The 26,933-nt window shown below is 62.8% G+C and carries 26 protein-coding genes; 15 read left to right on the top strand and 11 right to left on the bottom strand.

Annotation, left to right across the window (positions count from 1 at the left end; genetic code table 11):
- Window positions 1-142: 142 nt before the first annotated feature.
- Complete coding sequence (locus ACP15R_RS08670) at window positions 143-2,290, bottom strand: malate synthase G (RefSeq protein ID WP_424986004.1); 2,148 nt, start codon at window positions 2,288-2,290, stop codon at window positions 143-145.
- A gap of 258 nt (window positions 2,291-2,548) precedes the next feature.
- On the opposite strand from ACP15R_RS08670, the gene pepN reads away from it, so the two are divergent.
- The 6 genes from pepN (at window position 2,549) to ACP15R_RS08640 (ending at window position 8,925) form a co-directional block, all read left to right on the top strand.
- Window positions 2,549-5,104 (top strand): aminopeptidase N, encoded by a 2,556-nt coding sequence (pepN, locus tag ACP15R_RS08665; RefSeq protein ID WP_424986003.1) that lies wholly within the window; start codon window positions 2,549-2,551, stop codon window positions 5,102-5,104.
- Window positions 5,105-5,845 (top strand): SDR family oxidoreductase, encoded by a 741-nt coding sequence (locus ACP15R_RS08660; RefSeq protein WP_424986002.1) that lies wholly within the window; start codon window positions 5,105-5,107, stop codon window positions 5,843-5,845.
- The gene (locus ACP15R_RS08655; protein WP_424986001.1) at window positions 5,845-6,276 is read left to right on the top strand and encodes a hypothetical protein; all 432 of its coding nucleotides are present in this window, start codon (window positions 5,845-5,847) and stop codon (window positions 6,274-6,276) included. The genes ACP15R_RS08660 and ACP15R_RS08655 overlap by 1 nt, the downstream gene beginning before the upstream one ends.
- Before the next feature lie 76 nt (window positions 6,277-6,352).
- Window positions 6,353-7,864 carry an Asp-tRNA(Asn)/Glu-tRNA(Gln) amidotransferase subunit GatB gene (gene gatB, locus ACP15R_RS08650; protein ID WP_424986000.1) on the top strand — a complete coding sequence of 504 codons (1,512 nt, stop codon included), beginning with the start codon at window positions 6,353-6,355 and terminating at the stop codon, window positions 7,862-7,864.
- A 124-nt stretch (window positions 7,865-7,988) separates the two neighbouring features.
- Complete coding sequence (locus ACP15R_RS08645) at window positions 7,989-8,465, top strand: thioesterase family protein (RefSeq protein ID WP_424985999.1); 477 nt, start codon at window positions 7,989-7,991, stop codon at window positions 8,463-8,465.
- 64 nt (window positions 8,466-8,529) lie between these two features.
- Window positions 8,530-8,925: a DUF4177 domain-containing protein gene (locus ACP15R_RS08640; protein ID WP_424985998.1), complete on the top strand. Its 396-nt coding sequence runs from the start codon at window positions 8,530-8,532 to the stop codon at window positions 8,923-8,925.
- A gap of 50 nt (window positions 8,926-8,975) precedes the next feature.
- Here ACP15R_RS08640 and ACP15R_RS08635 read toward each other — a convergent pair whose 3' ends face one another.
- Complete coding sequence (locus ACP15R_RS08635) at window positions 8,976-9,233, bottom strand: BolA family protein (protein ID WP_424985997.1); 258 nt, start codon at window positions 9,231-9,233, stop codon at window positions 8,976-8,978.
- 107 nt (window positions 9,234-9,340) lie between these two features.
- Here ACP15R_RS08635 and ACP15R_RS08630 point away from each other — a divergent pair, with 107 nt between their 5' ends.
- Window positions 9,341-9,967, top strand: coding sequence for a J domain-containing protein (locus ACP15R_RS08630; RefSeq protein WP_424985996.1), 627 nt, complete (start codon window positions 9,341-9,343; stop codon window positions 9,965-9,967).
- Between the two features lie 340 nt (window positions 9,968-10,307).
- Here the strand turns inward: ACP15R_RS08630 and ACP15R_RS08625 are convergent, their stop codons facing one another.
- Window positions 10,308-11,015: a hypothetical protein gene (locus tag ACP15R_RS08625; protein ID WP_424985995.1), complete on the bottom strand. Its 708-nt coding sequence runs from the start codon at window positions 11,013-11,015 to the stop codon at window positions 10,308-10,310.
- 455 nt (window positions 11,016-11,470) lie between these two features.
- On the opposite strand from ACP15R_RS08625, the gene cobS reads away from it, so the two are divergent.
- Entirely contained in the window at window positions 11,471-12,457 is a 987-nt protein-coding gene (gene cobS, locus ACP15R_RS08620) for a cobaltochelatase subunit CobS (protein ID WP_424985994.1), read from the top strand.
- 24 nt (window positions 12,458-12,481) lie between these two features.
- On the opposite strand, the gene ACP15R_RS08615 is transcribed toward cobS, so the two are convergent.
- Window positions 12,482-13,210 carry a hypothetical protein gene (locus tag ACP15R_RS08615; protein ID WP_424985993.1) on the bottom strand — a complete coding sequence of 243 codons (729 nt, stop codon included), beginning with the start codon at window positions 13,208-13,210 and terminating at the stop codon, window positions 12,482-12,484.
- 151 nt (window positions 13,211-13,361) lie between these two features.
- Here ACP15R_RS08615 and cobT point away from each other — a divergent pair, with 151 nt between their 5' ends.
- A complete protein-coding gene (gene cobT / locus ACP15R_RS08610; RefSeq protein ID WP_424985992.1) occupies window positions 13,362-15,236 on the top strand; it encodes a cobaltochelatase subunit CobT in 1,875 nt (624 codons plus the stop codon).
- A gap of 99 nt (window positions 15,237-15,335) precedes the next feature.
- Here cobT and ptsP read toward each other — a convergent pair whose 3' ends face one another.
- From ptsP to ACP15R_RS08590, 4 genes are all read right to left on the bottom strand, one after another.
- Window positions 15,336-17,579, bottom strand: coding sequence for a phosphoenolpyruvate--protein phosphotransferase (ptsP, locus tag ACP15R_RS08605; RefSeq protein WP_424985991.1), 2,244 nt, complete (start codon window positions 17,577-17,579; stop codon window positions 15,336-15,338).
- A 47-nt stretch (window positions 17,580-17,626) separates the two neighbouring features.
- Window positions 17,627-18,865: an aspartate kinase gene (locus ACP15R_RS08600; RefSeq protein ID WP_424985990.1), complete on the bottom strand. Its 1,239-nt coding sequence runs from the start codon at window positions 18,863-18,865 to the stop codon at window positions 17,627-17,629.
- 105 nt (window positions 18,866-18,970) lie between these two features.
- Entirely contained in the window at window positions 18,971-19,396 is a 426-nt protein-coding gene (locus ACP15R_RS08595; RefSeq protein WP_424985989.1) for a DUF1178 family protein, read from the bottom strand.
- Window positions 19,397-19,465: 69 nt separating this feature from the next.
- The gene (locus ACP15R_RS08590) at window positions 19,466-19,930 is read right to left on the bottom strand and encodes an NUDIX hydrolase (RefSeq protein WP_424986373.1); all 465 of its coding nucleotides are present in this window, start codon (window positions 19,928-19,930) and stop codon (window positions 19,466-19,468) included.
- Window positions 19,931-20,285: 355 nt separating this feature from the next.
- Between ACP15R_RS08590 and paaA the strand changes: the two genes are divergently transcribed.
- The 6 genes from paaA to ACP15R_RS08560 are packed head-to-tail and all read left to right on the top strand — an operon-like array spanning window position 20,286 to window position 24,682.
- Window positions 20,286-21,284, top strand: a complete 999-nt coding sequence (gene paaA, locus ACP15R_RS08585) for a 1,2-phenylacetyl-CoA epoxidase subunit PaaA (protein WP_424985988.1) — start codon at window positions 20,286-20,288, stop codon at window positions 21,282-21,284.
- On the top strand, window positions 21,281-21,619 hold the full coding sequence (gene paaB, locus ACP15R_RS08580) for a 1,2-phenylacetyl-CoA epoxidase subunit PaaB (protein WP_424985987.1): 339 nt from the start codon (window positions 21,281-21,283) through the stop codon (window positions 21,617-21,619). The genes paaA and paaB overlap by 4 nt, the downstream gene beginning before the upstream one ends.
- Window positions 21,619-22,377, top strand: coding sequence for a 1,2-phenylacetyl-CoA epoxidase subunit PaaC (gene paaC / locus ACP15R_RS08575; protein ID WP_424985986.1), 759 nt, complete (start codon window positions 21,619-21,621; stop codon window positions 22,375-22,377). The genes paaB and paaC overlap by 1 nt, the downstream gene beginning before the upstream one ends.
- 1 nt (window position 22,378) lies before the next feature.
- Window positions 22,379-22,837, top strand: a complete 459-nt coding sequence (gene paaD / locus ACP15R_RS08570) for a 1,2-phenylacetyl-CoA epoxidase subunit PaaD (protein WP_424985985.1) — start codon at window positions 22,379-22,381, stop codon at window positions 22,835-22,837.
- A gap of 11 nt (window positions 22,838-22,848) precedes the next feature.
- Complete coding sequence (gene paaE, locus ACP15R_RS08565) at window positions 22,849-23,916, top strand: 1,2-phenylacetyl-CoA epoxidase subunit PaaE (protein ID WP_424985984.1); 1,068 nt, start codon at window positions 22,849-22,851, stop codon at window positions 23,914-23,916.
- A gap of 10 nt (window positions 23,917-23,926) precedes the next feature.
- Entirely contained in the window at window positions 23,927-24,682 is a 756-nt protein-coding gene (locus tag ACP15R_RS08560; RefSeq protein ID WP_424985983.1) for a Phenylacetic acid catabolic protein, read from the top strand.
- Between the two features lie 133 nt (window positions 24,683-24,815).
- Here ACP15R_RS08560 and ACP15R_RS08555 read toward each other — a convergent pair whose 3' ends face one another.
- The 3 genes from ACP15R_RS08555 to ACP15R_RS08545 are packed head-to-tail and all read right to left on the bottom strand — an operon-like array spanning window position 24,816 to window position 26,830.
- Window positions 24,816-25,718 (bottom strand): EamA family transporter, encoded by a 903-nt coding sequence (locus tag ACP15R_RS08555; RefSeq protein WP_424985982.1) that lies wholly within the window; start codon window positions 25,716-25,718, stop codon window positions 24,816-24,818.
- Window positions 25,719-25,737: 19 nt separating this feature from the next.
- The gene (locus ACP15R_RS08550) at window positions 25,738-26,634 is read right to left on the bottom strand and encodes a fatty acid desaturase (RefSeq protein ID WP_424985981.1); all 897 of its coding nucleotides are present in this window, start codon (window positions 26,632-26,634) and stop codon (window positions 25,738-25,740) included.
- The gene (locus ACP15R_RS08545; protein WP_424985980.1) at window positions 26,627-26,830 is read right to left on the bottom strand and encodes a DUF2061 domain-containing protein; all 204 of its coding nucleotides are present in this window, start codon (window positions 26,828-26,830) and stop codon (window positions 26,627-26,629) included. The genes ACP15R_RS08550 and ACP15R_RS08545 overlap by 8 nt, the downstream gene beginning before the upstream one ends.
- Window positions 26,831-26,933 lie beyond the last annotated feature (103 nt).

Genomic DNA, 26,933 nt, shown 5'->3' with positions numbered 1-26,933 from the left:
TCCCGCGCGACTGCCCGCACACAACCAGAACCACCACCGGCAAGGGCTTGGATTCCAAGTCCCGGGCCCCTCGCCTTTCCCTGCTGCGCATATCGGGGGGAATACGAGAGGGCGGGCAGCCCCCTCGTTCCCGAACCTCGCCCTAGGCGCGCGCGGCGGCTTTCAGCTCCAGCCGCCGGGCATGAAGCACCGGTTCGGTATAGCCGCTGGGCTGCTCGCGGCCCTTGAACACCAGGTCGCAGGCCGCCTGGAACGCGACCCCGTCAAACCCCGGTGCCATCGCCCGATAAAGCGGATCACCGGCGTTCTGCCCGTCAACCACCACCGCCATGCGGCGCATGGCATCGGCCACCTCTTCTTCGCTCACCACCCCGTGATGCAGCCAGTTGGCGATATGCTGGGCCGAGATCCGGCAGGTGGCGCGGTCTTCCATCAGCCCGACATTATTGATGTCCGGAACCTTGGAGCACCCCACCCCTTGGTCGATCCAGCGCACGACATAGCCCAGGATGCCCTGCGCGTTGTTCTCGACTTCGCGGATTTTCTGTTCGTCGCTCCAGCGCCGATAGGTCGCCAGCGGGATGGTCAGAACCGCATCCACATGCGCCCGGCGCCCGCCCGCCCGAAGCTTGTCCTGCACCGCGAACACATCGACCTTGTGATAGTGCAGCGCATGCAGGGTCGCGGCGGTCGGACTCGGCACCCAGGCGGTATTGGCCCCGGCGCGGGGATGGGCGATCTTCTGGTCCAGCATCGCCTCCATCATGTCGGGCATCGCCCACATGCCCTTGCCGATCTGCGCCTTGCCCTGCAACCCGCATTCCAGACCGATATCCACGTTGCGATCCTCGTAGGCCCCGATCCAGTCCTTGCGCTTGATGAAATCCTTGCGCGAAAACGGCCCCGCCTCCATCGAGCTGTGGATTTCATCGCCGGTGCGGTCAAGGAAGCCCGTATTGATGAAACAGACCCGGCTTTTCGCGGCCTCGATGCATTGTTTCAGGTTGACGCTGGTGCGGCGTTCCTCGTCCATGATGCCGATCTTGACCGTGTTGCGCGGCAGGCCGAGGATGTCTTCGACCATGTCAAAGGTCTTGACCGCAAAGGCCACCTCTTCGGGCCCGTGCATCTTGGGCTTCACCACATAGACCGATCCGCGAACCGAATTGCCGCCCGCGCGCCTGAGGTCATGCATGGCAATCAGCACCGTCACCAGCGCATCCATCAGACCTTCGAATGTCTCGTTGCCCGCACCGTCCAGAATCGCGGGATTGGTCATGAGATGGCCGACATTGCGCACCAGCATCAGCGCCCGCCCCTTGAGCGACAGGTCGCTGCCATCGGGCGCGGTACAGGTCCGGTCGGCGCTGAGCGCGCGGGTCACTGTCTTGCCGGCCTTTTCAAGCGTCGTCGACAGGTCCCCCCGCATCAGCCCCAGCCAGTTGCCATAGGCCTGAACCTTGTCCTCGGCATCGACACAGGCCACCGAATCCTCGCAATCCATGATCGCGGTGATGGCGCTTTCCATCAACACGTCGGCAAGCCCCGCCTGGTCATGGCAGCCGATGGGATGGGCGCGGTCAAAGACCAGTTCCACATGCAGCCCGTTATTCACCAGCACCACCGCATCCGGGGCCTTTGGGTTGCCGCGATAGCCGACGAACTGCGCCGGGTTCACCAGCGGCCGACCATCCACCAGCAACGCCCCCTCGCGCACGTGATAGCGGCGCACATCCGCGTGGCTGGTGCCGGCGATCGGAAACGCCTCGTCCAGGAACACCCGTGCCCGCGCCACGACCCGCGCACCGCGCCCGCGCTCGTATCCGCCCGCCGGCGCGGTGCTGCCCATGGCGTCGGTGCCGTAAAACCCGTCATACAGGCTGCCCCAGCGGGCATTTGCGGCGTTCAGCGCATAGCGCGCATTGGTGATCGGCACCACCAGCTGCGGCCCCGGTACCGTCGCGATCTCGGGGTCGACATTATCGGTGTCGATCTCAAAGTCACCGCCCTCGGGCAGCAGATAACCGATCTCTTCCAGGAACGCCTTGTAGTCCGCGTGATCATGCGTCTTGTCCCGGTTCGCCAGGTGCCAGGCGTCGATCCTGGCCTGCAACTCGGCGCGACGCTCCAGCAGCGCGCGGTTCTGCGGCCCGAGTTCGCCCATGATCCGCGCCATCCCGGCCCAGAACGTACCCGCTTCAACGCCCGTCCCCGGCAGCGCCCGTTTCTCGATGAACTCCACCAGTTCGGGCGCGACCTGCAGCCCCTCGATCATGGTCCTGTCGCTCATTGGGTCCCTCTTCCTGAGATGTGCACGAATGTATACCGCGCTTGTTAATTTGAAAGTTTCCGATAGGCAACAAGCGTCCACGATACGGATCATGCCAGAAAATCATCGCGTTGCGGCCGTCCGGGGTCCGGGCTTGCCGGCTCTGGATGGTTTTGCCGCCAGCCGAACCCGGTCTGCGCCACATCGACCGGTTGCAACCAAGGGCCAGCGAACCTAACGTCCCCGGCAATCACCTGATCCACCCGGAGACCACACCCCATGAAGGACACCGCCCCGCAGACGATCTATCTGAAGGATTACACGCCCTTTGGTTTTGTCGTCGAGTCCGTTCACCTGACCTTCGATCTCGCGCCGAATGCCACACGCGTCCACAGCCGCATAGCCTTTGCGCCGAACCCCGAAGCAAGCGATCGGCGCTTTTTCCTGCATGGCGAAGACCTGAAACTGATCGGCGCGTCGATCGACGGCACGCCCGTCACCCCGGATGTCACCGACAAGGGCCTGACCTGCACGGTGCCCGATGGTCCGTTCCTGTGGGAATGCGAAGTCGAGATCGATCCGCAGGGCAACACCGCGCTGGAAGGGCTCTACATGTCCAACGGCATGTATTGCACCCAATGCGAGGCCGAGGGGTTCCGCAAGATCACTTATTACCCCGACCGGCCCGACGTGATGAGCGTGTTCACCGTCGAGATCAGGGGGCCACAGCCGGTGCTGCTGTCCAACGGCAACCCGCGCGAGCTGGGCGACGGGCACGCGGTCTGGCATGATCCCTGGCCCAAGCCCGCCTACCTGTTTGCCCTGGTCGCGGGTGAGCTGCTCGTTCAGTCCGACCGCTTCACCACCTGTTCGGGCAAGGAGGTCGAGCTGAACCTCTATGTGCGTCCCGGCGACGAGGGCAAATGCGACTTTGGCATGGAAGCCCTCAAGAAATCGATGAAATGGGACGAAGAGGTCTATGGCCGTGAATATGACCTGGACGTTTTCAACATTGTCGCGGTGGATGATTTCAACGCCGGGGCGATGGAAAACAAGGGGCTGAACATCTTCAACTCCGCCGCGGTTCTGGCCAGTCCCGAAACCGCGACCGATGCCAATTTCGAACGTATCGAAGCGATCATCGCGCATGAGTATTTCCACAACTGGACCGGCAACCGCATCACCTGCCGCGACTGGTTCCAGCTGTGCCTGAAAGAAGGGCTGACGGTCTATCGCGACAGCCAGTTCACCAGCGACCTGCGCAGCGCTCCGGTTAAGCGCATCAGCGACGTGATCGATTTTCGCGCCCGCCAGTTCCCCGAGGACCAGGGGCCGCTGGCGCATCCGGTCCGGCCCGAGAGTTTCCAGGAAATCAACAACTTCTACACTGCCACGGTCTATGAAAAGGGTGCCGAGGTGATCGGCATGCTCAAGCGGCTGGTGGGCGATCGGGCCTATGCCGAGGCGCTGGATCTCTATTTCGCGCGCCATGATGGGCAAGCCTGCACCATCGAGGACTGGCTCCGGGTGTTCGAAGACGTCACGGGCCGTGACCTCGCACAGTTCAAGCGCTGGTATTCGCAGGCCGGCACCCCGCGGCTCGCGGTGCGGGACGACTGGAATGACGGCACCTATACGCTGCATTTCACCCAAACCCTCGCCCCGAGCGCCGCCACCGCCGACCCGCAGCCCCAGGTCATCCCGATCAGCGTCGGCCTGCTTGGCCCCGATGGCGACGAGGTGCTCGCGACCCGGACGCTCGAAATGACCGAGGCCACGCAGAGCTTTGCCTTTGAGGGGCTGGACGCAAGACCGACCCCGTCGATCCTGCGCGCCTTCTCGGCCCCCGTTGTGCTTGAGCGCGACAGCGATACCGCCGAACGGGCATTCCTGCTGGCGCATGACACCGATCCGTTCAACCGGTGGGAGGCCGGGCGTGCGCTTGCCCGCGACACCATGATGAGCATGGCGACAACCGGCGCGCCGGCGGGCTCCGCCTATCTGGACGGGATGCTCGCGGTGTTGCGGGACGATGATCTGGACCCGGCCTATCGCGCGTTGATGCTGGCGCAGCCAAGCCAGTCCGAACTGGCCACCGCGCTGGCCGAAGCGGGCAGCACCCCCGACCCGGATGCCATCTGGCAGGCGGGCGAAACGCTGGCGCTGGCGCTGGCGCAACATGCGCAGGACGTGTTGCCGCGTATCCTGGCCGAATGCCGGGTGGACGGCCCCTATCGCCCCGACCCCGACCAGACCAGCAAACGCGCCCTTGGGGCGCGGGCGCTGGCGCTGGTGACGCGACTGGATGGCGGGGCGCAGGCGGCGGCGCAATATGCCGCCGCGGACAACATGACGCTGCAACTCTCGTCGCTGGGCTGCCTGCTGACTGCGGGCAAGGGCGATGAACAGGTCGCGGCCTTTTACGAGCAATGGCAGGACGACCGGCTGGTGATCGACAAATGGTTCGGCATGCAGATCGCCGGGGCCGCGCCGGCCAGGGCGGCAGCCATCGCGGCAGACCTGACCGGGCATCCCGATTTCAACTGGAAAAACCCCAACCGGTTCCGCGCCACGCTGGGGGCTCTGGCGATGAACCATGCGGGTTTCCACGCGGCGGATGGTTCGGGATATCGCCTGCTGGCCGACTGGCTGATCCGTCTGGATCCGGTCAACCCGATGACCACCGCCCGCATGTGCAGCGCGTTCCAGACCTGGCGGCGCTATGACAGCGCGCGTCAGTCGCTGATCGGGGCCGAACTCGACCGTATCGCGGCAACGCCGGGGCTGTCGCCGGACACCACCGAAATGATGAGCCGCATCCGGGGGGCCAAGTAGATGCGCAAGGTTCTGCTTGTTACCGGGGCGAGTGCCGGAATCGGGACCGCCACCGCGCGGCTGGCGGCGACCCGTGGCTATGATCTCGCGCTCAATTACAACAGCGACCGCGCCGGGGCCGAGACCGTTGCCCGGGCCGCCCGCGACGCCGGGGCACGCACCCTGATCTGTCAGGCCGATGTTGGCGACCCGGAACAGATCGCGCGCATGTATCGTGAGGTTGACGGTGCCTTCGGCCGGCTCGATGCGCTGGTCAACAATGCCGGTGTGGTCGACCGCTCGGCTCCGGTCACGGACATCACCCATGAGCGGTTGCGGCGCATGTTCGACATCAACGTGATCGGCGCGATCCTGGTCGCCAAAGAGGCGGTTCTGCGCATGCAGGCCCAGGGCGACGGGGGCGCGATCGTCAATATTTCCTCGGCCGCGGCGCGGCTGGGATCGGGCGGGCAATACGTGGATTATGCCGCCTCCAAGGCCGCGATCGACACCTTTACCAAGGGGCTGTCGGACGAGGTGTCGCGCGAGAATATCCGCGTCAACTCGGTGCGCCCGGGCCTGATCGAAACCGACATTCACGCCAAGGGCGGCGAACCTGGCCGCGCCGAGCGGCTCGCCCATATGGTGCCGATGCAGCGCCCCGGTTCCGCCGAAGAAGTGGCCGACGCGATCCTTTACCTGCTTTCGGACGCCGCCAGCTATGTCACCGGCAGCATTCTCGAGGTCACCGGCGGGCGCTGATGGCCGGGGACCTGGTCTTTGAACGGCGGGGGCGGTCGCGGAGCATGATGATCGCGCTCGCCCTGATCTACGCGGTGTTGATCGGGCTCCGGGTGCTGGTCGATGCGGCGTGGTGGCTGGTCTTGCTGCTCGTCCTGCCGACCCTTCCGGCGCTGGCCGATCTGCTGCGCGACACCCGAGCCGGGCTGCGGTTATCGCAAGACCGGCTGGAATGGCAGACCGGCAAGCGACGCGGCAGCCTCTGGCTGAGCGAAATCGACCACATGCGCTTTGACACGAGATGGGATTTCTCGGTGCGCGTCACCGCCAGCCTGCACGACAACAAGCAGGTGCGCCTGCCTTATGAAACCCTGCCGCCGCATCGCGACCTGGAAGCGGCGCTGCAGGCGCGGGGCATCCCGGTGAAACGCCGGCATTTCACCGTCTTCTGACGCTGGAATGCGCCCCCCTCTTGCCCCGCTCTGATCGGTGTCCTAGAAGGCATCGACGTTGGACAAGAGGCACGCCATGCTGGATCTGAGCTATACCACCCCCAAGCCCAAAACCATTGCCGGGGCCAAGCACGACTGGGAACTGGTCATCGGCATGGAGGTGCATGCGCAGATCAGCTCGAACGCCAAACTGTTTTCCGGTGCCTCGACCAAATTCGGGGCCGAGCCGAATTCGAATGTCGCCTTTGTCGACGCGGCGATGCCCGGGATGCTGCCGGTCATCAACGAGTTCTGCGTCGAACAGGCGGTGCGCACCGGGCTGGGTCTGAAGGCCGAGATCAACCTGACGAGCGCCTTTGACCGCAAGAATTATTTCTATCCCGACCTGCCGCAGGGCTACCAGATTTCCCAGCTCTACCACCCGATTGTCGGCGAGGGCGAAGTGCTGGTCGAGATGGGCGATGGCGTGGCGCGCCAGGTGCGCATCGAACGCATCCACATCGAACAGGACGCGGGCAAATCGATCCACGACATGGATCCCAACATGTCCTTTGTCGACCTGAACCGCACCGGTGTGGCGCTGATGGAGATTGTCAGCCGTCCGGATATTCGCGGCCCCGAAGAGGCCGCCGCCTATGTCACCAAGCTGCGCCAGATCCTGCGCTATCTTGGCACCTGCGACGGCAACATGCAGAACGGCAACCTGCGCGCCGATGTGAACGTGTCGATCTGCCGCCCCGGTGCCTATGAGAAATACCAGGAGACCCAGGATTTCTCGCATCTGGGCACCCGCTGCGAGATCAAGAACATGAACTCGATGCGCTTTATCCAACAGGCCATCGAGGTCGAGGCGCGTCGCCAGATCGCCATTGTCGAAGGCGGTGGCGAGGTCGAACAGGAAACCCGGCTCTATGATCCGGACAAGGGCGAAACCCGCTCGATGCGCAGCAAGGAAGAGGCGCATGACTATCGGTATTTCCCCGACCCCGACCTGTTGCCGCTGGAGATCGAACAGGCCTGGGTTGATGACATCGCGGCCAATCTCCCGGAACTGCCGGACGAGAAAAAGGCGCGGTTCATCAAGGATTTCGGCCTGTCCGACTATGATGCCTCGGTGCTGACCGCCGATCTGGAATCCGCCGGCTATTTCGAATCCGTCGCCCAGGGGCGCGACGGCAAGCTGGCGGCCAACTGGGTCATCAACGAACTCTTCGGGCGGCTCAAGAAAGAGGATCACGCAATCACCGACAGCCCGGTATCCCCCGCACAGCTGGGCGGGATCATCGAGCTGATCACCAAGGGCGACATCTCGGGCAAGATCGCCAAGGACCTGTTCGAGATCGTCTATACCGAGGGCGGCACCCCCGCCGAGATCGTCGAAACGCGCGGCATGAAACAGGTCACCGACACCGGTGCCATCGAAACCGCCGTGGACGAGATCATCGCCGCCAACCCCGCACAGGTCGAAAAGGCCAAGGTCAACCCGAAGCTCGCCGGATGGTTCGTCGGTCAGGTGATGAAGGCAACCGGCGGCAAGGCCAACCCCAAGGCGGTGAACCAGATCGTCGCCGCCAAGCTGGGGCTCTGAGGGGCAGAGCCGCGCCGGCCCGATTAACCGGCGGCGCGCGGTGCCTATGCCTCACGTCCGGCGGGTTCCGTTGCGATGCCACAGCGTTTAGGCTGGCGCGGACCGGAACAGAGGGAGAGAGCAGATGAGCCAGGCAGCGCCGTTCATGTCGAGCGTGATGACCGTGAAACCCGAGTGGATCGATTACAACGGCCACATGAACATGGCCTATTACAACGTGCTCTTCGACAGCTGCGCGGACGAGGCCTATGCCTTGCTGGGGCTTGGTCCGGACTATGCGAAATCGCGCGGCTTCACCACCTACACGGCCGAGTTTCACATCTGCTACCTGCGCGAATTGCACGAGGGCGACCGCGTGCGCGCCAGCCTGCAACTTGTCGATCATGGCGACAAGAGCTTCCACACCTACCAGGAACTCTACCACGAAGACGGCTGGCGCGCCGCGACCGGCGAGGCATTGGGGCTGCATATCGACATGAGCGGACCAAAGGTCGCGCCATTCCCGCCGGAAGTGGCCGACAAGTTTGCCGCGATGGCCAAGGCCCATGCAGAGCTGCCCCGCCCGGAACGGGCCGGGCGCAGCATCGGCATCAGGCGATAGGGCTGGTATTGGCCATCACCGCGCTGCTATAGGATGCGCGCAGAACGAACTCGGGATCCCTGACATGCCACGCTATGAGTACAAGGTCGTCCCTGCCCCGCAGAAAGGGCAGAAATCCAAGGGCGTCAAGACGCCGGAAGGGCGGTTTGCCTTGTCCATCGAGGCGGTTCTGAACGAGATGGCCGCGTCGGGCTGGGAATACCTGCGGGCCGAGCTGCTGCCCAGCGAGGAGCGCAGCGGGCTGACCGGGTCGGCAACCAACTGGCGCAATGTGCTGATCTTTCGCCGCGCGCTGGAAGAAGACTTGGCCGTCGTCGCCCCGGTGATGGACACACCCGCCACCGAAGGCCCCGCCATCGTACCCGCGCCGCCGGTCACCGCAGAGGAACCGGCGCGCATGCCGCCGATTGTCTCGGACATCAAACCGGAACGGCGCGACGACGATCACGAAACGACCTGAACGGCGCTCCCGCCACAAAGCCATGACCGGGCGGCCTTGAAATGGCCCGGTCAGACACCGATATCCAGCGACAGCGCATGAATGCGCCCCACCAGATCGGCCCCAAGCGCCGAATGCACCGCCCGGTGCCGCGCAATCCGGGACTGATCGCGAAAGGCGTCCGACCGGATCCGCACGTTGAAATGGCTCTCGCCCCCTTCCTGGTATCCGGCATGGCCACGGTGCCGCTCGCTGTCATCGACAATGTCCAGCGCGGTGGGGGAAAACGCGGCCTGCAACCGCGCGCGGATTTCGTTGGTAACGCTCATATTCTGACTTTGCGGCATTTTTTTTGCCGCACCCTCTTCTATCTCACGCTACATACTTTAAACTCTGGCCTCCGAGTCTAAAAGATGCCCGTACAAAGGTTCCCGTGATGACAAAATCAGACCCGTTTGGCTTTGACATGTCAGTCAAGTCCGCCAAGAAAAAGAACCCCCGCGGGCGGCGCGGCATGTCCGGCGCATCCGAAACCTCGGTGCGCCAATGCGAGCATCCCGGCTGCACCGAGGCCGGGAAATTCCGTGCCCCCAAGGCGCCGGACGTGCTGGACGACTTTTACTGGTTTTGCCAGCAGCATGTGCGCGAGTACAATCTCAAGTGGAACTTCTTCGACGGCACGACCGAAGCCGAGATCAACGCGCAGCAGACCAAGGACAAGGTGTGGGAGCGCACGACCAAGCCGATGACCGACCCCGAAGCGCGGGCCTGGGCGCGGCTGGGCATCGAAGACCCGCACCAGGTGCTGGGCGCGAACGCCACACAGAACCCCGGCCGCAACGCCGGCGCGGGCCGCCGCCTGCCCCCGACCGAACGCCGCGCCATCGAGATTCTCGAAGCCAAGGACACCTGGAGCAAACCGGAAGTGCGCAAGGCCTACAAGAAGCTGATCAAGGTGCTGCACCCGGACATGAATGGCGGCGACCGCTCGCAGGAAGAGCAGCTGCAACTGGTCGTCTGGGCCTGGGACCAGATCAAGGTCAGCCGGAATTTCAAGGATTGAGGCGCGCATATACGTGGCGATGCCGGCCTCTGGCTTGAGCCAAGCGTTACGAACGCTGCGGCGCGAGCGAATGTCAGCGATGCGCAGAGAGCGGGCTTTGCATAGTCGGGGCCATTTTCTTACTGCGGACCTTTGCATTGGACGCGGCGAATGGCGGGATCGAGTCCAGCCTGACCAATTCCGCGCGCTGGATGAAAATCCGCCTTCATGAGAGCGACCAAGAAACTTCAATAACTATTTAGGTTTTGAGAGAGATTTTGGCAATGCCAATCAAGGCGGCTTGGGAATGCTGAAAATGGAGGATTTGTGACACGAGCTATTTTAGAATACAAATTGCAAACTACTTCTGAAGCTTTTCTAACAGTTTTCGAATTTTCTCTAGCTCACGAAATATCTTAGTATCCGCTGGCTCGTTGGCGTTGGCATTTTCAAATTCTAAGATGTTAATTTCGTGAGTAGATGAATAGCTAGATCCTTCAATGTCTTCATAGGTGAGTAGTATTGAAAATGGGGCAATCGGAGTATCGTCACCAAAGAGATCAGGACCAGTTCCCATCCAATGAGGTACTGTTTGGTTTTGGAGGACAACTGCCAATGATCGCTGATTATTGAAGAAGTCAGACCTAAGTATCCGATCCAAAAAATCAGAGCGCCCAGGAGAAATATCTCCCTTCAATTGCGCCTTAACATTAATAGCAGCGCCAGCGCCAACATTAGTGATATTCAGCGACAACACCAAAGGATACATCTCGTCCTTGGCGATATGCGCAACTAGAACAGGATCTACACCGGCTTGCCTCATGCGCCTTTGTTCTGTCAACGCCCGAAAGGATATCTGCAAGGACACCAAAGACACCAGAAAAGCCGTCACCGGCGGCAGGATATCTATTATTTCGTCTCGAGACAGCAATGATGAAAAGACTTGAACACCCAAATATAGTGCTAAGCCGATCAAAATGCCCGTCAATACGCCGAGTGCGTACACTCCACTACCTAAGAGGTCATTGCTGGGTTTCTCGCTTTTTCGAAAAGATTGTTCTTCGTACACGTTATCCCCCCTGTTAAGTCGCTTTATACCAGTGCCTGAAGGGCCACTCAAAAACCACCGTTTTTTGAATGGCTCGGCCAAACCGGACATTGACGAGCGCGCGTTGGTAGGCAGTTTTGTCCCGCACCCTTCCAGTTCGCGGACCACCAACGAAAGTCAGCTATTGCTGAATCGTCTCGGGTGCGATGCGTCCGCTTCGGGCTGGCAGGGATCGTTCGTTGATCTTCGACGAACTCAGCTTTTTCACGCATTGCCGACCCAAAGGCATTGCATGACAAACCGACTGTGCGGGCGGGCGCAGCGGCATGTCAGGCCGCACCGGGTCGAGAAACGTCCGGCACAGCGCCTTGTCGGGGCGAAATTCAACGCCCTTCCCCTTGCCCTTGCCCGCCGAATGTTGCACCACACGCGGGTTCGGCCCCCAGCCGGGGGGACAGAGGATAAGGACAACGGGCATGGCTGACGGCATGATTGAGATGAATGCGAAACCGACCGAGGAGATCTCGGTGCGCGAGGTGTTCGGGATTGATACCCCGATGACGGTCAAGGCCTTTGCCGATCGTACCGATCGTGTGCCCGAGCTTGACGCCACCTACAAGTTCGATCCCGACACCACGCTGGCGATCCTGGCCGGGTTTTCGCACAATCGGCGGGTCATGGTGCAGGGCTATCACGGCACCGGCAAATCGACGCATATCGAACAGGTGGCGGCGCGGCTGAACTGGCCGACCGTGCGGGTCAACCTCGATAGCCATATCAGCCGGATCGACCTGATCGGCAAGGATGCGATCAAGCTGCGCGATGGCAAGCAGGTCACCGAATTCCACGAAGGCATCCTGCCCTGGGCGCTGCGCAACCCGACCGCGATCGTGTTCGACGAATACGATGCCGGGCGCGCCGACGTGATGTTCGTGATCCAGCGGGTTCTGGAGCATGACGGCAAGCTGACCTTGCTGGACCAGAACGAGATCATCACGCCGAACCCGTTCTTCCGCCTGTTCGCGACCTCCAACACCGTTGGTCTGGGCGACACCACCGGCCTGTATCACGGCACCCAGCAGATCAACCAGGCCCAGATGGACCGCTGGTCGCTGGTGGCGACGCTGAACTATCTCAGCCATGACGCCGAAAGCGCCATCGTCCTGACCAAGGCGCCGCATTACAACACCGAGAAGGGCCGCAAGACGATCAGCCAGATGGTGACCGTTGCCGAGCTGACCCGGACCGCCTTCATGAGCGGCGACCTGTCCACCGTGATGAGCCCGCGGACGGTGATCACCTGGGCGCAGAATGCCGAGATCTTCCGCAATGTCGGCTATGCCTTCCGCCTGTCCTTCCTCAACAAGTGCGACGAGTTGGAGCGGCAGACCGTTGCCGAATTCTATCAGCGCTGCTTTGACGAGGAACTGCCCGAGAGCGCCGCGAGCACGGCACTGGGCTAAGCCCGGACGAACAGGCGCGCCCTGCTAATTGGCGGGACGGGATTGCTGTCTGCTCGCAAGGGCATAGCTCCATGTCCCCTTGCGTCGCCGCAGCTGGCGCGGGCCGAGATCGGCATTCAATGCCGCGGCCACGCCCGCAAGGTCGGGATGTTCCCCGTGCAGCACCCGGATCTTGCCATAGACCGACGGGCACAGGGGCAGCCGGCAATTATAGGTGACCGGCAGCACATGCGCCCGCCCCGTCCCCTGCCACAAGGCGATCCGCAGCAGCCATTGGTCGCTGTTCCCCTCATAGCCACGAGACAACAGCCCATGCCAGTTCGCGATCAGGTCGGACGCGGCCTGTCGGCCTGACAGGAACAGCACGCCGCTGTTCCACTCGGGAAAGGCCGTTGGCAACCTGAGCAGGTCCGGGGGGCTCGGATAGCCCAGAAACTCACGCTGGTCATGAATCGGAGCATGAACACCCATGTAGTCAAACCGGTCCAGCATTTCCCAGGCCGGTTGCAGCGACCCACAGATATGGGTGTCGTTGTCCAGATAGAGGAAATCCGACCCGCAGGCAGCGCGGATCGCCGCCGCTTTCATCAGCGGATCATGCCAGGCGCTCTCGCGCGGGGCTGCGCCCTCGATCAAGTGGATTTCCGCGCCCAGATGGACCAGCCGCGGCGCGCAATCCGGTGTGGTATGCACCTCGATCCGGGCCTCCGGGTGATGCTGCCGCAACGAACGGATCGAGCCCTCGAGTTGCAAGACGTACTTTCGCTTTCCGTAAACACAATATACAACGCGCAAGACCGGTATCCTTCGCCAAATACGTGCGACCGACATCTGCCGGGCCCGATCATCTTGCGTGGGAATACTCCGGCGCGCAACGCTAACCCTGAGACTGTCGAGCATCGCAATGGCCATCAAATCCGACAACCCCGCCGATCCGTTCAAGAAGGCGCTGGCCGAAGCGACCAAGGTGATGGCCGACGACCCGGAATTGTCGATCAGCTATACGGTCGATCCCTCGGGGCTGTCGGGCGATGCCATGCGCCTGCCGCAGGTCAGCCGACGCATGACCCGCGACGAAGTGTTGCTGGCGCGCGGCACCGCCGATGCGCTGGCGCTGAACCGCAAGTATCACAATGCCGCCACCCATGCGCGATATGCGCCGCCGGGCGACATGGCGCGTGAACTGTACGAAGCCATGGAAACCGCCCGCTGCGAAGCAATGGGCGCGCGTGACATGCCCGGCACCGCCGGAAATATCGATGCCAAGATCGGCAACGAGGCGCTGCGTCGCGGCTATGACCAGATCACCCAGGCGTCGGAAGCACCGCTATCGGTTGCCGCCGGTTACCTGATCCGCCATCTGGCGACCGGGCGCGACATGCCGCGCGGGGCGCAGAACGTCATGGACCTGTGGCGCGGATTCATCGAAGAACAAGCCGGTGGAACGCTGGAAGACCTTCAGGAGCGGCTTGCCGACCAATCGGAATTCGCCAGGTTCGCGCGGCAGATCATCGCCGACCTTGGCTATGGCGACCAGCTGGGCGAAGACCCCGACAGCGAGGACGAGGACCAGGAAGACCAGGCCGAGGACAATCCCGAAGAGGATCAGGATCCCGACAGCACCGGGCAGGACGACAATGACGACAGCGCCGATGCCGATCCCGAGCAGACCCAGGAGGACCAGCAGGACCAGAGCCAGGCTCAGGTGAGTTCGGAGGATCTCGCCGATCAGGAACTGGCCGAGGATGCCGAAATGCCCGAGGGCGAGGCACCGCTGGAGCCGCCTGCCCCGCAGCCGATCTCGGATGCGGATCCGGATTACAAGGTCTACAAGACCGACCATGACGAGGAAATCGCCGCCGAGGATCTCGCCGAACCGGTCGAGCTTGAACGCCTGCGCGCCTATCTCGATCAGCAATTGGAACCGCTCAAGGGCGCGGTATCGCGGCTGGCCAACAAATTGCAGCGCCGTCTTCAGGCACAGCAGAACCGCTCGTGGGAGTTCGACCGCGAAGAGGGCATTCTGGATGCCGGACGGCTGGCGCGGGTTGTCGCCAATCCGACCACCCCGCTCAGCTTCAAGGTGGAAAAGGACACCGAGTTCCGCGACACCATCGTGACGCTGCTGCTGGACAATTCCGGCTCGATGCGGGGCCGTCCGATTTCCATTGCCGCGATCTGTGCCGACGTGCTGGCGCGCACGCTGGAACGCTGCAACGTCAAGGTCGAGATCCTCGGCTTTACCACGCGGGCGTGGAAAGGTGGCCTCGCACGCGAGGCGTGGCTCAATGATGGCCGCCCACAGCAGCCCGGCCGCCTGAACGATCTGCGCCACATCATCTACAAGCGCGCCGATGCCCCGTGGCGGCGGTCGCGCGACAATCTCGGCCTGATGATGAAAGAAGGGCTGCTCAAGGAAAACATCGACGGCGAGGCGCTCGAATGGGCACATCGGCGCATGGTGAACCGGCGCGAGGCGCGCAAGATCCTGATGGTGATCTCTGACGGCGCGCCGGTGGATGATTCCACCCTGTCGGTGAACCCCGCGAGCTATCTGGAAAAGCACCTGCGCGACGTGATCGAAATGGTCGAACGGCGCAAGGCGGTGGAATTGTTGGCCATCGGCATCGGGCATGACGTCACCCGCTATTATGAACGGGCGGTCACGATCACCGATGTCGAACAATTGGCCGGTGCCATGACCGAACAGCTCGCCGCGCTGTTCGACGCCGACCCCCGCGCCCGCGCGCGGGTGATGGGCATCAGAAAGGCAAGCTGAGCCAGCGCGGCCCGGCACTCTGGTGCCGCGTGCTATGGCACCTGGCGGGCCGGCAATGCGGAAAACGCGATGCCGGGTTCCGGTCGCCGTCCCGGAGCATCAGGCCCGGTTGCGCAAGAGCTCCATCACGGCGGGGCGCACGCTCTGTTCCCCGTTCTCACGAGCCACGGTGATGACGTCGCGCACCTCGTCAAGGTTCGAGCGACGCAACAGGCTCTTGACCGGACCGATCGAGGCCGGGCGCATCGAAAGCGACCGGATGCCGATGGCGGCGAGGCACAGCGCCTCGATGGGCCGGCCGGCATCTTCGCCACAGAAACTCAGCCGGGTTCCGGTACGGGCGCAGCGCTGAACGATCCGTTCGATCAGGCTCAGGAAGCTGACATTCAGCGTGTCATAGCGACGGCGCACCCGCTCGTTCTCGCGATCCGCGGCAAAGAAGAACTGTTTCAGGTCATTGCCGCCGATCGACAGGAATTCGACCTCTTCGAAAAACGCCTCGGGGGCAAAGACCATCGAGGGGGTTTCGAGCATCGCACCCACTTCGAGCGTCTCGGGCAACACATGGCCGAGCCTTTCTTCCCGCGCGATGGTCTTGTCGACCTCGGCCCGCGCCGCGCGGTATTCCTCGAACTGCGCGATAAAGGGGAACATGATCGACAATGGCCGCCCGTTGGCCCCCCGGATCAGCGCCTGCAACTGCATCCGCATGACGCCCGGCTTGTCCAGCCCGACGCGGATCGCCCGCCAGCCAAGCGCCGGGTTGGGTTCGTCATTGGGCTTCATATAGGGAAGCACCTTGTCCGAGCCGATATCCAGCGTGCGAAACACCACCCGCTTGCCATGCGCCGAATCCAGCACCCGCGCATACAGCTCGGCCAGTTCGGTGCGCCTGGGCATCTGGTTGCGGATCAGGAACTGCAATTCGGTGCGGAACAGCCCGACCCCCTCGGCACCCGAGCCCTGCAACGACGGCAGATCGGCCATCAGGCCCGCGTTCATATGCAGTTCGATGGTCTTGCCGCATTCGGTCGTCGCCGGCTTGTTGCGGATCGAGGCATAGCGTTCCTGGGCGTCGGCCTGCATCGCGATCTTGTCACGGAATGCCGTCACCACGTTGTCATCCGGGCGCAGATGGGCGACACCCTGATCGCTGTCGACCATGATGTGATCGCCGTTCAGCGCCTCTGTGGTGATCCTCCCGGCATGCACCAGCAGCGGGATCGCCAGGGCACGCGCAACGATGGCGGCATGGCTGCCCACCGCCCCTTCCTCGAGCACGATACCCTTGAGGCTGCGCCCGTATTCCAGCAACTCCGCCGGGCCGACATTGCGCGCCACAAGGATTGGATCGGGCGGCAATTCCGCCCCCGTCTCGCGCCCCTGCCCCGTGAGGATGCGCAGCAGGCGGTTGGACAGGTCATCCAGATCGCTCAGCCGCTCGCGCAGATAGGCGTCGGTCACCTGCGACATGCGCACACGGGCCTGCGATTGTTCCTTTTCCACCGCGGCCTCGGCCGACAACCCCCGGCTGATATCCTCTTCCATGCGCCGCATCCAGCCCTTGGAATTGGCGAACATGCGATAGGTTTCGAGAACCTGCAACTGTTCTGTATCGCCGGTGCGGGACATTTCCAGCATCTCGTCGACGCCGACGCGCAGCTGTTCGATCGCCTCGTGCAGGCGTTCCAGCTCGCGATGCGGATCGTCGGCAATCGGGTTGGCCACGACCACGCGGGGTTCGTGCAGCCAGACATGGCCCTCGGCAGCACCTTCCTGACCCGAGGTTCCGCGGAACAGGACCGGCTGCTGATGCCGCGCCGACAGCGCCGCGCCCTCGCCGACAAAGGCACCCAGTTCGGTCATCTCGGCGATCACCATCGCCACGACTTCCAGACCGTAAACCTCGTCAGCGGTGTATTCGCGGGCATCACGAGATTGCACCACCAGCACGCCCAGCTTTTCGCCAAGCCTCTGGATCGGCACGCCAAGGAACGAGGAATACCGTTCCTCGCCGGTTTCCGCCATATAGCGGAACCCCTTTTCAGCGGGCGCGTTGGGCGTGTTGACGATGCTGCCGGTGCGGGCGACCCGCCCGACCAGCCCTTCGCCCAGCCGCATACGGGTCTGGTGAACCGCCTCGGCCTCGAGCCCCTCGGTGGCGCAGAGTTCCAGTGTCTCTTCGTCACGGAACAGGTAGACCGAGCACACCTCGGTGCCCATGCTGTCGGCGATCAGATGGGTGATCTTGTCCAGCCGCGCCTGGCCCGCCACGTTGTTGGCCATCGCGTTGCGCAGCCGCCCGAGCAGTTTGCGACTTTCAGTTTCGGTCCGGTCCGCCATATGCCTGGTTCAGTTCCTCTCAAACAGACAGCCCAAGCGGAGCGTGCTCAGGCCGCCTTGTCCAGTTCAAAGGCATCATGCAGGGCTTGGACCGCAAGTTCCATGTATTTCCGGTCGATCAGGACGGAAATCTTTATCTCGGAAGTTGTAATGACCTTGATGTTGATCCCTTCGGTCGACAACACCCGGAACATCTTGGCGGCGACACCCGTATGGCTGCGCATACCGATCCCGACCACCGACACCTTGGCGACATCCTTGTCGGCCACCAGCTCGGCAAAATTCAGCGCACCGGCCTTGCGGGCGTCATCCATCGCCTGCTCGGCGCGGGCCACCTGGTTGATCGGACAAGAGAATGTCATGTCCGTGCGGCCCTCTTCCGAGATGTTCTGCACGATCATGTCAACGTTCACGCCGGCCTCGGAAAGCGCGGTAAAGATCGTCGATGCGATGCCCGGACGGTCGGCGACGGACAACAGCGTCATCTTGGCTTCGTCACGGGAATAGGCCACGCCGGCCACAACTTTGGATTCCATGATTTCCTCCTCATCGCAGACCAGCGTTCCCGCCGTGTCGGATTGTTCTTCGAAACTGCTGAGCACCCGCAGCCGGACATTATAGCGCATCGCCAGTTCGACCGAGCGGGTCTGCAACACCTTGGCGCCCAGGCTGGCCAGTTCCAGCATTTCCTCAAAGGCGATCTTGTCCAGCTTGCGCGCCTTGTCGGTGATCCGCGGATCGGTGGTATAGACCCCGTCCACGTCGGTATAGATATCACAGCGCTCGGCATCGAAGGCGGCGGCAAAGGCCACGGCGGTGGTGTCCGACCCGCCCCGGCCCAGCGTGGTGATCCGGCCGTCCGGCCCGATCCCCTGGAACCCCGCGACCACCGCCACGCGCATGCCTTCGGCAAACTTGGCATTGATGTTCTCGGGCGGGATCTCTTCGATCCGGGCGCTGGCATGGGCGTCCGTGGTCCGCAACGGCACCTGCCAGCCCTGCCAGCTGCGCGCCGGCACGTCCATTTCCTGCAGCGTCAGCGCCATCAAACCGGCGGTCACGTTTTCGCCCGAGGATACCACGGCGTCATACTCGCGGGCATCGAACAGGGGCGAGGTTTCCTCGACCCAGCCGACCAGCTCATTGGTCTTGCCGGACATGGCCGAAACGATGACGATCACGTCATAACCCTTGGCCACTTCGACCCCGACACGTTTCGCCGCGCGCCGGATACGGTCGAGATTGGCAACCGAAGTGCCGCCGAATTTCATCACAAGTACAGGCATGATGGGGCCTTTCCATGCGCCTTAGCCGTCAGTTCGCCCGCCTATATGATAGGGGCTCGCCAAGGGCAAGTGCGCAAACGGCCCGCAGGGTGCGGCGAAACCGGTCTAGTTGGTCTTGCGGTTCGGGGTGAATGGCAGGGGGGCTACCGGCACGCCGTCTTCCAGCAGCTTGCGCGCCTCGTCGGCCCGCGCCTCGCCATAGATCGAACGCTCGGGCGCGCTGCCCTCATGCATCGCGCGGGCCTCGGCGGCGAAATTCATCCCGACATAGTCGGAATTTTCCTCGACCTTCTTGCGCAGCTCCGCAAGCGCCTGTTCCGCCGGGCTGGCCGGAGTAGAAAGGGCACGCCGCTCATCGGATTTGCGTGAGCCCCGCACATTCGGGGCCATGATCGCCTTTTCGACCTTGGTACCGCCACAGACCGCACAGGATATCATTCCGGCCCGCATGAGCTTGTCAAAGGCGCTGGCCGACTGGAACCAGCTGTCAAAACTATGGCCTTCTGCGCATTTCAGGGCGTACTGAATCATCTCGGTGCCTCGTCACGGTCTGACAGAGTAGATATCCGCAAAAGCACCAAATTCAAGTCGCCCCCGTCGTCACTTCAGGTACCTGGGATCGAAATCCCGCAGGATCCGCGCCAGTTCAGGCTCCATCACCATGGCGGCCGCCTTCTTGCGCGAAACCCATTTGCGGCGGCGCTCGCCGACCTCTGGATAGTCGTTTACCAGATACTTGACCTTGAGAGGGTAAACCATTGCGACACAGGGCAAAACCTCGTCATCATCCATCATCTTGTTATACGAGAACAGCCCCAGGCAATGGTCATGGATCTGACCGCGCACCCCGGCCTCTTCCCATGCCTCCTGCGCGGCGCAGTCCGCCGGGGTCAATCCGTCAATCGGCCACCCTTTGGGAATGATCCAACGCCCGGTGCGCCGCGTCGTGATCAGCAGGATCTCGACCCGGTTCTTGACGATCCGGTAACATAGCGCCGCGAACTGGCTTCGCACATCGCTCTTGTGCGAGCACTCACATCGCAAGGGCAACTGCTTGATAAACATGTTTTTCACTCGGCCTCGTTCCCCAAACCAAGTCTATAACGAGAATGAAGCGATTTCATTAAAAATCCCTTATACCCGGTGTTTGTGAAGCCTTTGTGACCACGGCCGCCCCCGCACAAGGCAGATGCCCGCTTCTTGAGCGGGGGCGAGGCGTATTGTTACAAAAATTCCTATCCATAAAATTTCCGTAACTTTTTCTTGCATGGAATCGCCACATCCCCTAGACCGACCGTGCGGTCGGCAATGTTTACCATTGCCCGCCCACCGAGGAGACGCGCGACCGGGCGATACCGGCAACCCGACAATTATGCTAAGCTCGACTCAGGCGGCCACGGCACCGCGCCCGAAATGAGGTATGACGATGTATGCACAGATGGTGAAATCGACCGGTAGCGGGGTCAAGTCACTGGACGAGATGGACCCGCAAGAGCGCGCCTTTCAGGAGCGCATCAACGCCGGCGACAAGATCGAACCCAAGGATTGGATGCCCGCCGGCTATCGCAAGAACCTGATCCGCCAGATCGGCCAGCACGCCCATTCCGAGATCGTCGGACAATTGCCCGAAGGCAACTGGATCACCCGCGCGCCGACCCTGGAACGCAAGGCGATCCTGCTGGCCAAGGTGCAGGACGAGGCCGGGCATGGGCTGTATCTCTATTGCGCCGCCGAGACGCTGGGCGTCACCCGTGACGAGCTGACCGAGATGCTGCTCGACGGGCGCATGAAATACAGCTCGATCTTCAACTACCCGACCCTGACCTGGGCCGATATGGGCGCCGTGGGCTGGCTGGTTGACGGCGCGGCGATCATGAACCAGGTGCCGCTGCAGCGCACGTCATACGGCCCATATTCGCGCGCGATGATCCGCATCTGCAAGGAAGAGTCGTTTCACCAGCGCCAGGGCTATGACATCATGATGAAGATGGCCCGGGGCACCCCGGCGCAGAAAAGGATGGCGCAGGATGCGCTCAACCGGTTCTGGTATCCGTCGCTGATGATGTTCGGCCCCAGCGACAAGGACAGTGTTCACTCTGCGCAATCCATGGCGTGGAAAATCAAGATGAACACCAATGACGAGCTGCGCCAGAAATTCGTCGACCAGACCGTGCCACAGGCCGAATTCCTTGGCCTGACCGTGCCCGATGACACGCTGGCATGGAACGCGGAAAAGGGCGGCTATGATTTCGCTGAACCCGACTGGTCCGAGTTCTTTGACGTGCTCAAGGGCAACGGCCCCTGCAACACCGAACGGCTGGCCGCCCGCAACAAGGCCTGGGACGACGGCAAATGGGTCCGCGACGGGCTTCTGGCCCATGCCGAGAAACGCGCAAGCAGAAAGGTCGCCGCAGAATGAGCTCTCCGAATTCCGCATATCCCGACACGCCGGACGCCGAAACGCCGCCGCGCCGCCACGAATGGCCGCTCTGGGAAATCTTCATCCGCGGCCAGCACGGGATGAGCCACCGCCACGTCGGCAGCCTGCACGCACCGGACGCCGAAATGGCGATCAAGAACGCCCGCGACGTCTATACCCGCCGCAACGAAGGCGTCAGCATCTGGGCCGTCGAGGCCCGGCATATCGCGGCCTCGTCGCCCTCGGACAAGGGCCCTCTCTACGAGCCGTCGGAATCCAAGGTCTACCGGCACCCGACCTTCTATGACATTCCCGAAGACGTGGGGGCGATGTAATGTCAAACCCTGCCTATTTCGAATTTCTCTGCCGCATGGGCGACAACACCCTCGTGCTCGGACACCGGGTCAGCGAATGGTGCGGTCACGCGCCGGCGCTGGAGGAAGACATCGCGCTGGCCAATACCGCGCTCGACCTGATCGGCCAGACCCAGATGTGGCTGGGCCTTGCCGCCGAGGTCGAGGCCGCGGGGCGCAGTGCCGACGATCTCGCCATGCTGCGCGACGCGTGGGATTTCCGCAATGCCCTGCTGGTGGAACAGCCCAATGGCGATTTCGGCCAGACGATGATGCGCCAGTTCCTGTTCGATGCCTGGCACCTGCCGATGCTCGAGGCGCTGCAACACTCGGGCGAAACCCGCGTGGCCGAGATTGCCGCCAAATCCGTCAAGGAAGCCGCCTATCACGCCGAGCGTTCCGGCGACACGGTGATCCGGCTGGGCGACGGCACATCGGAAAGCCACCGCCGAATGCAGGCCGCGCTTGACCTGCTCTGGCCCTATGTGGGCGAGTTCTTTGTGGCGGATGAGGTTGACACGGCGATGGCCGAGGCCGGGATCGCACCCGATCCGGCATCGTTGCGCGCGGCGTTCGATCGGCGCGTTACCGATGTGATGGCCCAGGCAACGCTGGTCATTCCCGACAGCGATTTTGCCCACAAGGGCGGCAAGAGCGGCTTTCGCCATTCCGAGCATCTCGGCCACATGCTGACCCAGATGCAGTGGCTGCAACGCGCCTATCCCGGCGCAAGCTGGTGACATGAAACCCGCCGTTGACCAAGTCTGGGACTGGCTCGACCAGGTGCCCGATCCCGAGATCCCGGTGATCTCGGTGGTTGATCTGGGCATCGTGCGCGATGTCCGCTGGCAGGATGACGCGCTGGAAATCGCCGTGACGCCCACTTACTCCGGCTGTCCGGCGACCGGCGTGATCGCGATGGATATCGAAACCGCGATGCGGGATCGGGGTCTGAAGGACATTCGCATCAAGACCCGGATCAGCCCGCCCTGGACCACCGACTGGCTGTCGGACAAGGGGCGCGCAAAGCTGGTCGAATACGGCATCGCCCCGCCCCGTGCCGCCGGTGGCCCCGACGCTTGCCCGCACTGCAACAGCGGCAATGTCGAACGGATCAGCCAGTTCGGCTCGACCCCCTGCAAGGCCCAGTGGCGTTGCCGGGACTGCATGGAACCCTTTGACTATTTCAAGTGCATCTGAGGAGATCACCCATGGCGCGCTTTCATCCGCTGACCGTCACCGATGTGCGCAAGACGATCCGTGACGCGGTCGTGGTCTCGCTGCAACCGTTGAATGGCGGCGATTTCGACTTTACCCAGGGTCAGTACCTGACCTTCCGGCGCGAATTTGACGGCACCGAACTGCGCCGCTCCTACTCGATCTGCGCCGCCAGGTCGGACGGGATCCTCCAGGTCGGCATCAAAAAGGTCGATGGCGGGGCCTTTTCGACCTGGGCCAACGAAGATCTGAAGCCCGGCGACACGCTCGAGGCGATGGAACCGATGGGCAGCTTCTTTGCCCCGCTCGACCCCGCGCAGGCGCGCAATTACCTGGGATTTGCCGGTGGTTCGGGGATCACGCCGGTATTGTCGATCCTCAAGACGACATTGCGGGCCGAGCCGCGCAGCACCTTCACGCTGGTCTATGCCAACCGCGGCGTGAACACGATCATGTTCCGCGAAGAGCTTGAAGACCTCAAGAACGAATACATGGGGCGGCTGACCGTGATCCATGTGCTGGAATCCGATGCCCAGGACATCGACCTGTTCACCGGGCGCGTCGATGCCGAGAAATGCGCCGCCCTGTTCCGGCACTGGATCGACATCACCAATATCGACACGGCCTTTATCTGCGGCCCCGAACCGATGATGCTGGGGATCGCGGCGGCCCTGCGCGCGCATGGGCTTGACGATGCGCAGATCAAGTTCGAACTTTTCGCCAGCGCCCAGCCCGGACGGCTGCAACGCAAGGCCAGCGCCACGGGTGAAACAGGCAGCGCCAAGACCACCGAGGCCAGCGTGACGCTGGACGGATCTGCGCGCAGCTTTACCATGGACAAGGACCAGACCGTTCTGGACGCGGCGCTGGAAAACGCCATTGACGCGCCCTATGCCTGCAAGGCCGGGGTCTGCTCGACCTGCCGCTGCAAGGTGCTAGAGGGCGAGGTCGAGATGGTCGCCAACCACGCGCTGGAAGATTACGAAGTTCAGCGCGGCTATGTGCTGTCCTGCCAATCCTTCCCGGTCACCGACCGGGTTGTCGTCGATTTCGATCAGTGAGGAGACCGTCATGGCCGAAGACATGAGCATCGAAAGCTACCTGTCCCAGGGCGGCAAGCTGACCAACCCGACCAACGTGCCGCCACGCTATCGCGCCGAACTGATGAAGATGATGGCCACCTTCGTGGACAGCGAGCTGGCCGGTGCCGCCGGGTTTTCCGATGTCATCAACGCCGGTCCCGGCATCAAGGAACGCATCGCCGCCGCCAAGATCGTCCTGGAAAAGACCGACAATGCCGACACGGTTCTGCGGCTGCTGGGCGAGTTCGGCGCGGATACCGCGCGCTATGCCACCAGCCATCCATGGACCGCGCGCCTGCCCCGCGACAGCGATATCGGCAGCCGGCGCAGCGAACATGACATGCGCCTGTCGGTGCTGAACTATCCGCTGGATGGGTGGGTCGACGCGGTGGCCATGAACCTCTGCATGGGGCTTGCCGTGGGCCAGCAACTCGCCGAGATGCAGCAGGTGTCCTACCAGCCCCTGGCCGATGCCATCCGCAAGGTCGCCCCCATTGAAACCCGCCACGTCCAACTGGCCGAAGAAGGGCTGGCCCGGCTTGTCGACCAAGGTCACGCCGACGCCATCAAGAGCTCGGTCGCCTATTGGCGGCCCCGCGTCGAGCCGATGTTCGGGGATGTCCCACAAGAGCGTTTCGACCAGTTGCGCCGATGGGGCCTGCGCCAGCGCGGCAATGGCGAACTTGGCGCGCAATGGAGCGCGGAGCTTGACCAGAGCCTTAACCGGCTTGGCCTGACGGGCTGACAGGGGCAACGCGGACCTGACTCTGGCGACAATTTCCGCCCGCCTTGGCGTGGTGCCCCGCCCGCGCCGCGTTCAGGCAACCGTGCCGACGCCCCCCCAAAGGCATCTGGCCAAAACACGAGGGGGTCGTGGATCAGATCGCGAGGACCAGCAGCAGGATCGACACTCCCAGCAAGGCCATGCCGGCAATCTCGCGCCCGTTGATCTTTTCCTTGAAAAACAGCACCGAAGCCAGCAGGCTGAGAATGAGTTCCACCTGTCCGAGCGCCTTGACATAGGCGGCATTCTGCAAGGTAAACGCAAGGAACCAGCAGAACGATCCCGCCATGCTGAAAATACCGACCCAGACCGCAACGCGCCGGGTCGACCAGACCGCGCGCAATTCCGCCCGGTCGCGCAGGCCAAGCCACACCGCCATGACGACGGACTGGATCGTCACCACTCCGGCCAGCGTGATGGCGGCCCGCAAGACGGGTTCGGTATCGGCCAATTGCAGCGATGCCCCGCGATAAGTCACCGCCGACACCGCGAACAACACCCCCGAGCCCAACCCGAGCAGCGAGGCGCGGTTTGTCAGATGTCCAAGCCATGACCCCGTCACGCCCGGCGTGCGCGACAGCAGAACAACCGCCAGCAGACCGATGAGGATCGCGGCAAATCCGCCGGCACTGATCCCTTCTCCCAACACCAGCAGCCCGACCAGCGCGGTCTGGATCACCTCGGTTTTCTTGAAGGTGATGCCCACCGCGAAATTGCGTTGCTTGAACAGTGCCACGACACAGATCGTCGCGAGAATCTGCGCCAATCCGCCCAGCACGGCAAAGGTCCAGAACAGCGGCGACAAGACAGGCAGGCTGCGCCCGCTGATCATCAGGTACAGCGCCAGCAACCCGAGGATCAGCGGCGCGGAATAGGCAAACCTGGCAAAGGTTGCTCCGGCGGCGGATAACTGCGTTGTGCTCAGGCTCTTTTGCAGCATGAAGCGCAGGGTTTGAAACGCCGCGGCGGCGAGGGTGACGGGTATCCAGAGGCTCATGCCCCCTAGTGGCCTGTTTTCAATCCCCAGGCCAGAGCGGATGTGCAACCGGGTCCTTGCCGCGCCAGAAATAGCGGCTGAAAACCTCGCCATATGACCTATAGACGTACCCGCCATTGATCGCGAGATACCGCGCACGCCCTGCGCGATAGAGCGCCGGGAGCCGATACCACGGCGCCTTGGGGTTCATGTGATGCACCACGTGCAGGTTGTTGTTCAGAAACAGGAACGCCAGGATGCCGCGATCTTCGACGATGACCGTGCGGCTGCGCACCTGCTCATGCGCCCGATGTTCGAGAAAGGTTCTGATCCGCAGCACGCCCAGCCCGAGATAGGCCGACACCAGATACCCCCAGACCGGCATCGGCGACGCCGCGACGATCAGCAGCACAACCGCCGCCCCCGCAAGGTGCAGCGCCCAGGCCAGCCAGATCGCTCCATCGCCCCGCAGCGCGCCCCGCAGCTCGTCGCGCAGGAAACAAATCTGCCCGATCAACGGCCCCATCAGCATCCGCCCCAGCAGCGTGTTGTTCAACCGATAGGCCAGCCGCTGCCAACCCGCCAAGCGCCGCCACACCGCCGGGTCCAGGTAATTGCTCTCGGGATCGTCATAGGGATCGGTCAGGTTGGCATCCCGATGATGCGCCAGGTGCAGGTCACGAAACCGATTATACGGAATGCTCAGGTTGAGCGGCAACGCCATCAGGATCTCGTTGGCCCACCGCCAGCGAAACGGATGCCCATGCAGCGCCTCATGTGTCAATGACCCATGCAGGGCAATCAGAATGCCGGTTGCCGGCACCGCAAGCGCAAGGGGAGCCCAGAACAGCACCATACCCCAGGCGGCATAACATCCGACGATCAACAACAGCGTGATCCACTCGACCCGCATCGATGATCCGCGCGCCTCAGACATGGCGCCCCCAACCGATCCCGGCCCAGAACCGCTCGTAGGCGACATACATCACCAGTCCGATCGAGGTGTTCACCACCGCCATGCCACCCCCGGTGACAAAAGATCCCGTCGCGACAAACCCCACCAGGGCCATTACCGTCAGGCCGATCAGGTTCCAGATCACCGCCTTCACGACCGAGCGCCGCCTTGTTTCCATGCCTTTTCACCTATCCTTGCTCCTGTTTGGTGCTACGGCAGGACACGGCGCGTGAGAATTCTGTATTTGATTAACATTAGTCAGCATCGGTGATATATATCAC

Source organism: Microbulbifer sp. S227A, from assembly GCF_049800935.1.
This window is presented reverse-complemented; position numbering and strand designations above follow the sequence as displayed.

Coding starts and splice junctions, on each gene's coding strand:
- cobT (WP_424985992.1), top strand. CDS start 13,362: ATGGCCATCAAATCCGACAACCCCGCCGATCCGTTCAAGAAGGCGCTG.
- ACP15R_RS08670 (WP_424986004.1), bottom strand. CDS start 2,290: ATGAGCGACAGGACCATGATCGAGGGGCTGCAGGTCGCGCCCGAACTG.
- ACP15R_RS08635 (WP_424985997.1), bottom strand. CDS start 9,233: ATGAGCGTTACCAACGAAATCCGCGCGCGGTTGCAGGCCGCGTTTTCC.
- ACP15R_RS08600 (WP_424985990.1), bottom strand. CDS start 18,865: ATGCCTGTACTTGTGATGAAATTCGGCGGCACTTCGGTTGCCAATCTC.
- ACP15R_RS08555 (WP_424985982.1), bottom strand. CDS start 25,718: ATGAGCCTCTGGATACCCGTCACCCTCGCCGCCGCGGCGTTTCAAACC.
- paaC (WP_424985986.1), top strand. CDS start 21,619: ATGTCAAACCCTGCCTATTTCGAATTTCTCTGCCGCATGGGCGACAAC.
- ACP15R_RS08640 (WP_424985998.1), top strand. CDS start 8,530: ATGCCACGCTATGAGTACAAGGTCGTCCCTGCCCCGCAGAAAGGGCAG.
- gatB (WP_424986000.1), top strand. CDS start 6,353: ATGCTGGATCTGAGCTATACCACCCCCAAGCCCAAAACCATTGCCGGG.
- ACP15R_RS08630 (WP_424985996.1), top strand. CDS start 9,341: ATGACAAAATCAGACCCGTTTGGCTTTGACATGTCAGTCAAGTCCGCC.
- paaD (WP_424985985.1), top strand. CDS start 22,379: ATGAAACCCGCCGTTGACCAAGTCTGGGACTGGCTCGACCAGGTGCCC.
- paaB (WP_424985987.1), top strand. CDS start 21,281: ATGAGCTCTCCGAATTCCGCATATCCCGACACGCCGGACGCCGAAACG.
- ACP15R_RS08655 (WP_424986001.1), top strand. CDS start 5,845: ATGGCCGGGGACCTGGTCTTTGAACGGCGGGGGCGGTCGCGGAGCATG.
- ptsP (WP_424985991.1), bottom strand. CDS start 17,579: ATGGCGGACCGGACCGAAACTGAAAGTCGCAAACTGCTCGGGCGGCTG.
- ACP15R_RS08595 (WP_424985989.1), bottom strand. CDS start 19,396: ATGATTCAGTACGCCCTGAAATGCGCAGAAGGCCATAGTTTTGACAGC.
- pepN (WP_424986003.1), top strand. CDS start 2,549: ATGAAGGACACCGCCCCGCAGACGATCTATCTGAAGGATTACACGCCC.
- ACP15R_RS08550 (WP_424985981.1), bottom strand. CDS start 26,634: ATGTCTGAGGCGCGCGGATCATCGATGCGGGTCGAGTGGATCACGCTG.
- ACP15R_RS08645 (WP_424985999.1), top strand. CDS start 7,989: ATGAGCCAGGCAGCGCCGTTCATGTCGAGCGTGATGACCGTGAAACCC.
- ACP15R_RS08560 (WP_424985983.1), top strand. CDS start 23,927: ATGGCCGAAGACATGAGCATCGAAAGCTACCTGTCCCAGGGCGGCAAG.
- paaA (WP_424985988.1), top strand. CDS start 20,286: ATGACGATGTATGCACAGATGGTGAAATCGACCGGTAGCGGGGTCAAG.
- paaE (WP_424985984.1), top strand. CDS start 22,849: ATGGCGCGCTTTCATCCGCTGACCGTCACCGATGTGCGCAAGACGATC.
- cobS (WP_424985994.1), top strand. CDS start 11,471: ATGGCTGACGGCATGATTGAGATGAATGCGAAACCGACCGAGGAGATC.
- ACP15R_RS08660 (WP_424986002.1), top strand. CDS start 5,105: ATGCGCAAGGTTCTGCTTGTTACCGGGGCGAGTGCCGGAATCGGGACC.
- ACP15R_RS08590 (WP_424986373.1), bottom strand. CDS start 19,930: ATGTTTATCAAGCAGTTGCCCTTGCGATGTGAGTGCTCGCACAAGAGC.
- ACP15R_RS08545 (WP_424985980.1), bottom strand. CDS start 26,830: ATGGAAACAAGGCGGCGCTCGGTCGTGAAGGCGGTGATCTGGAACCTG.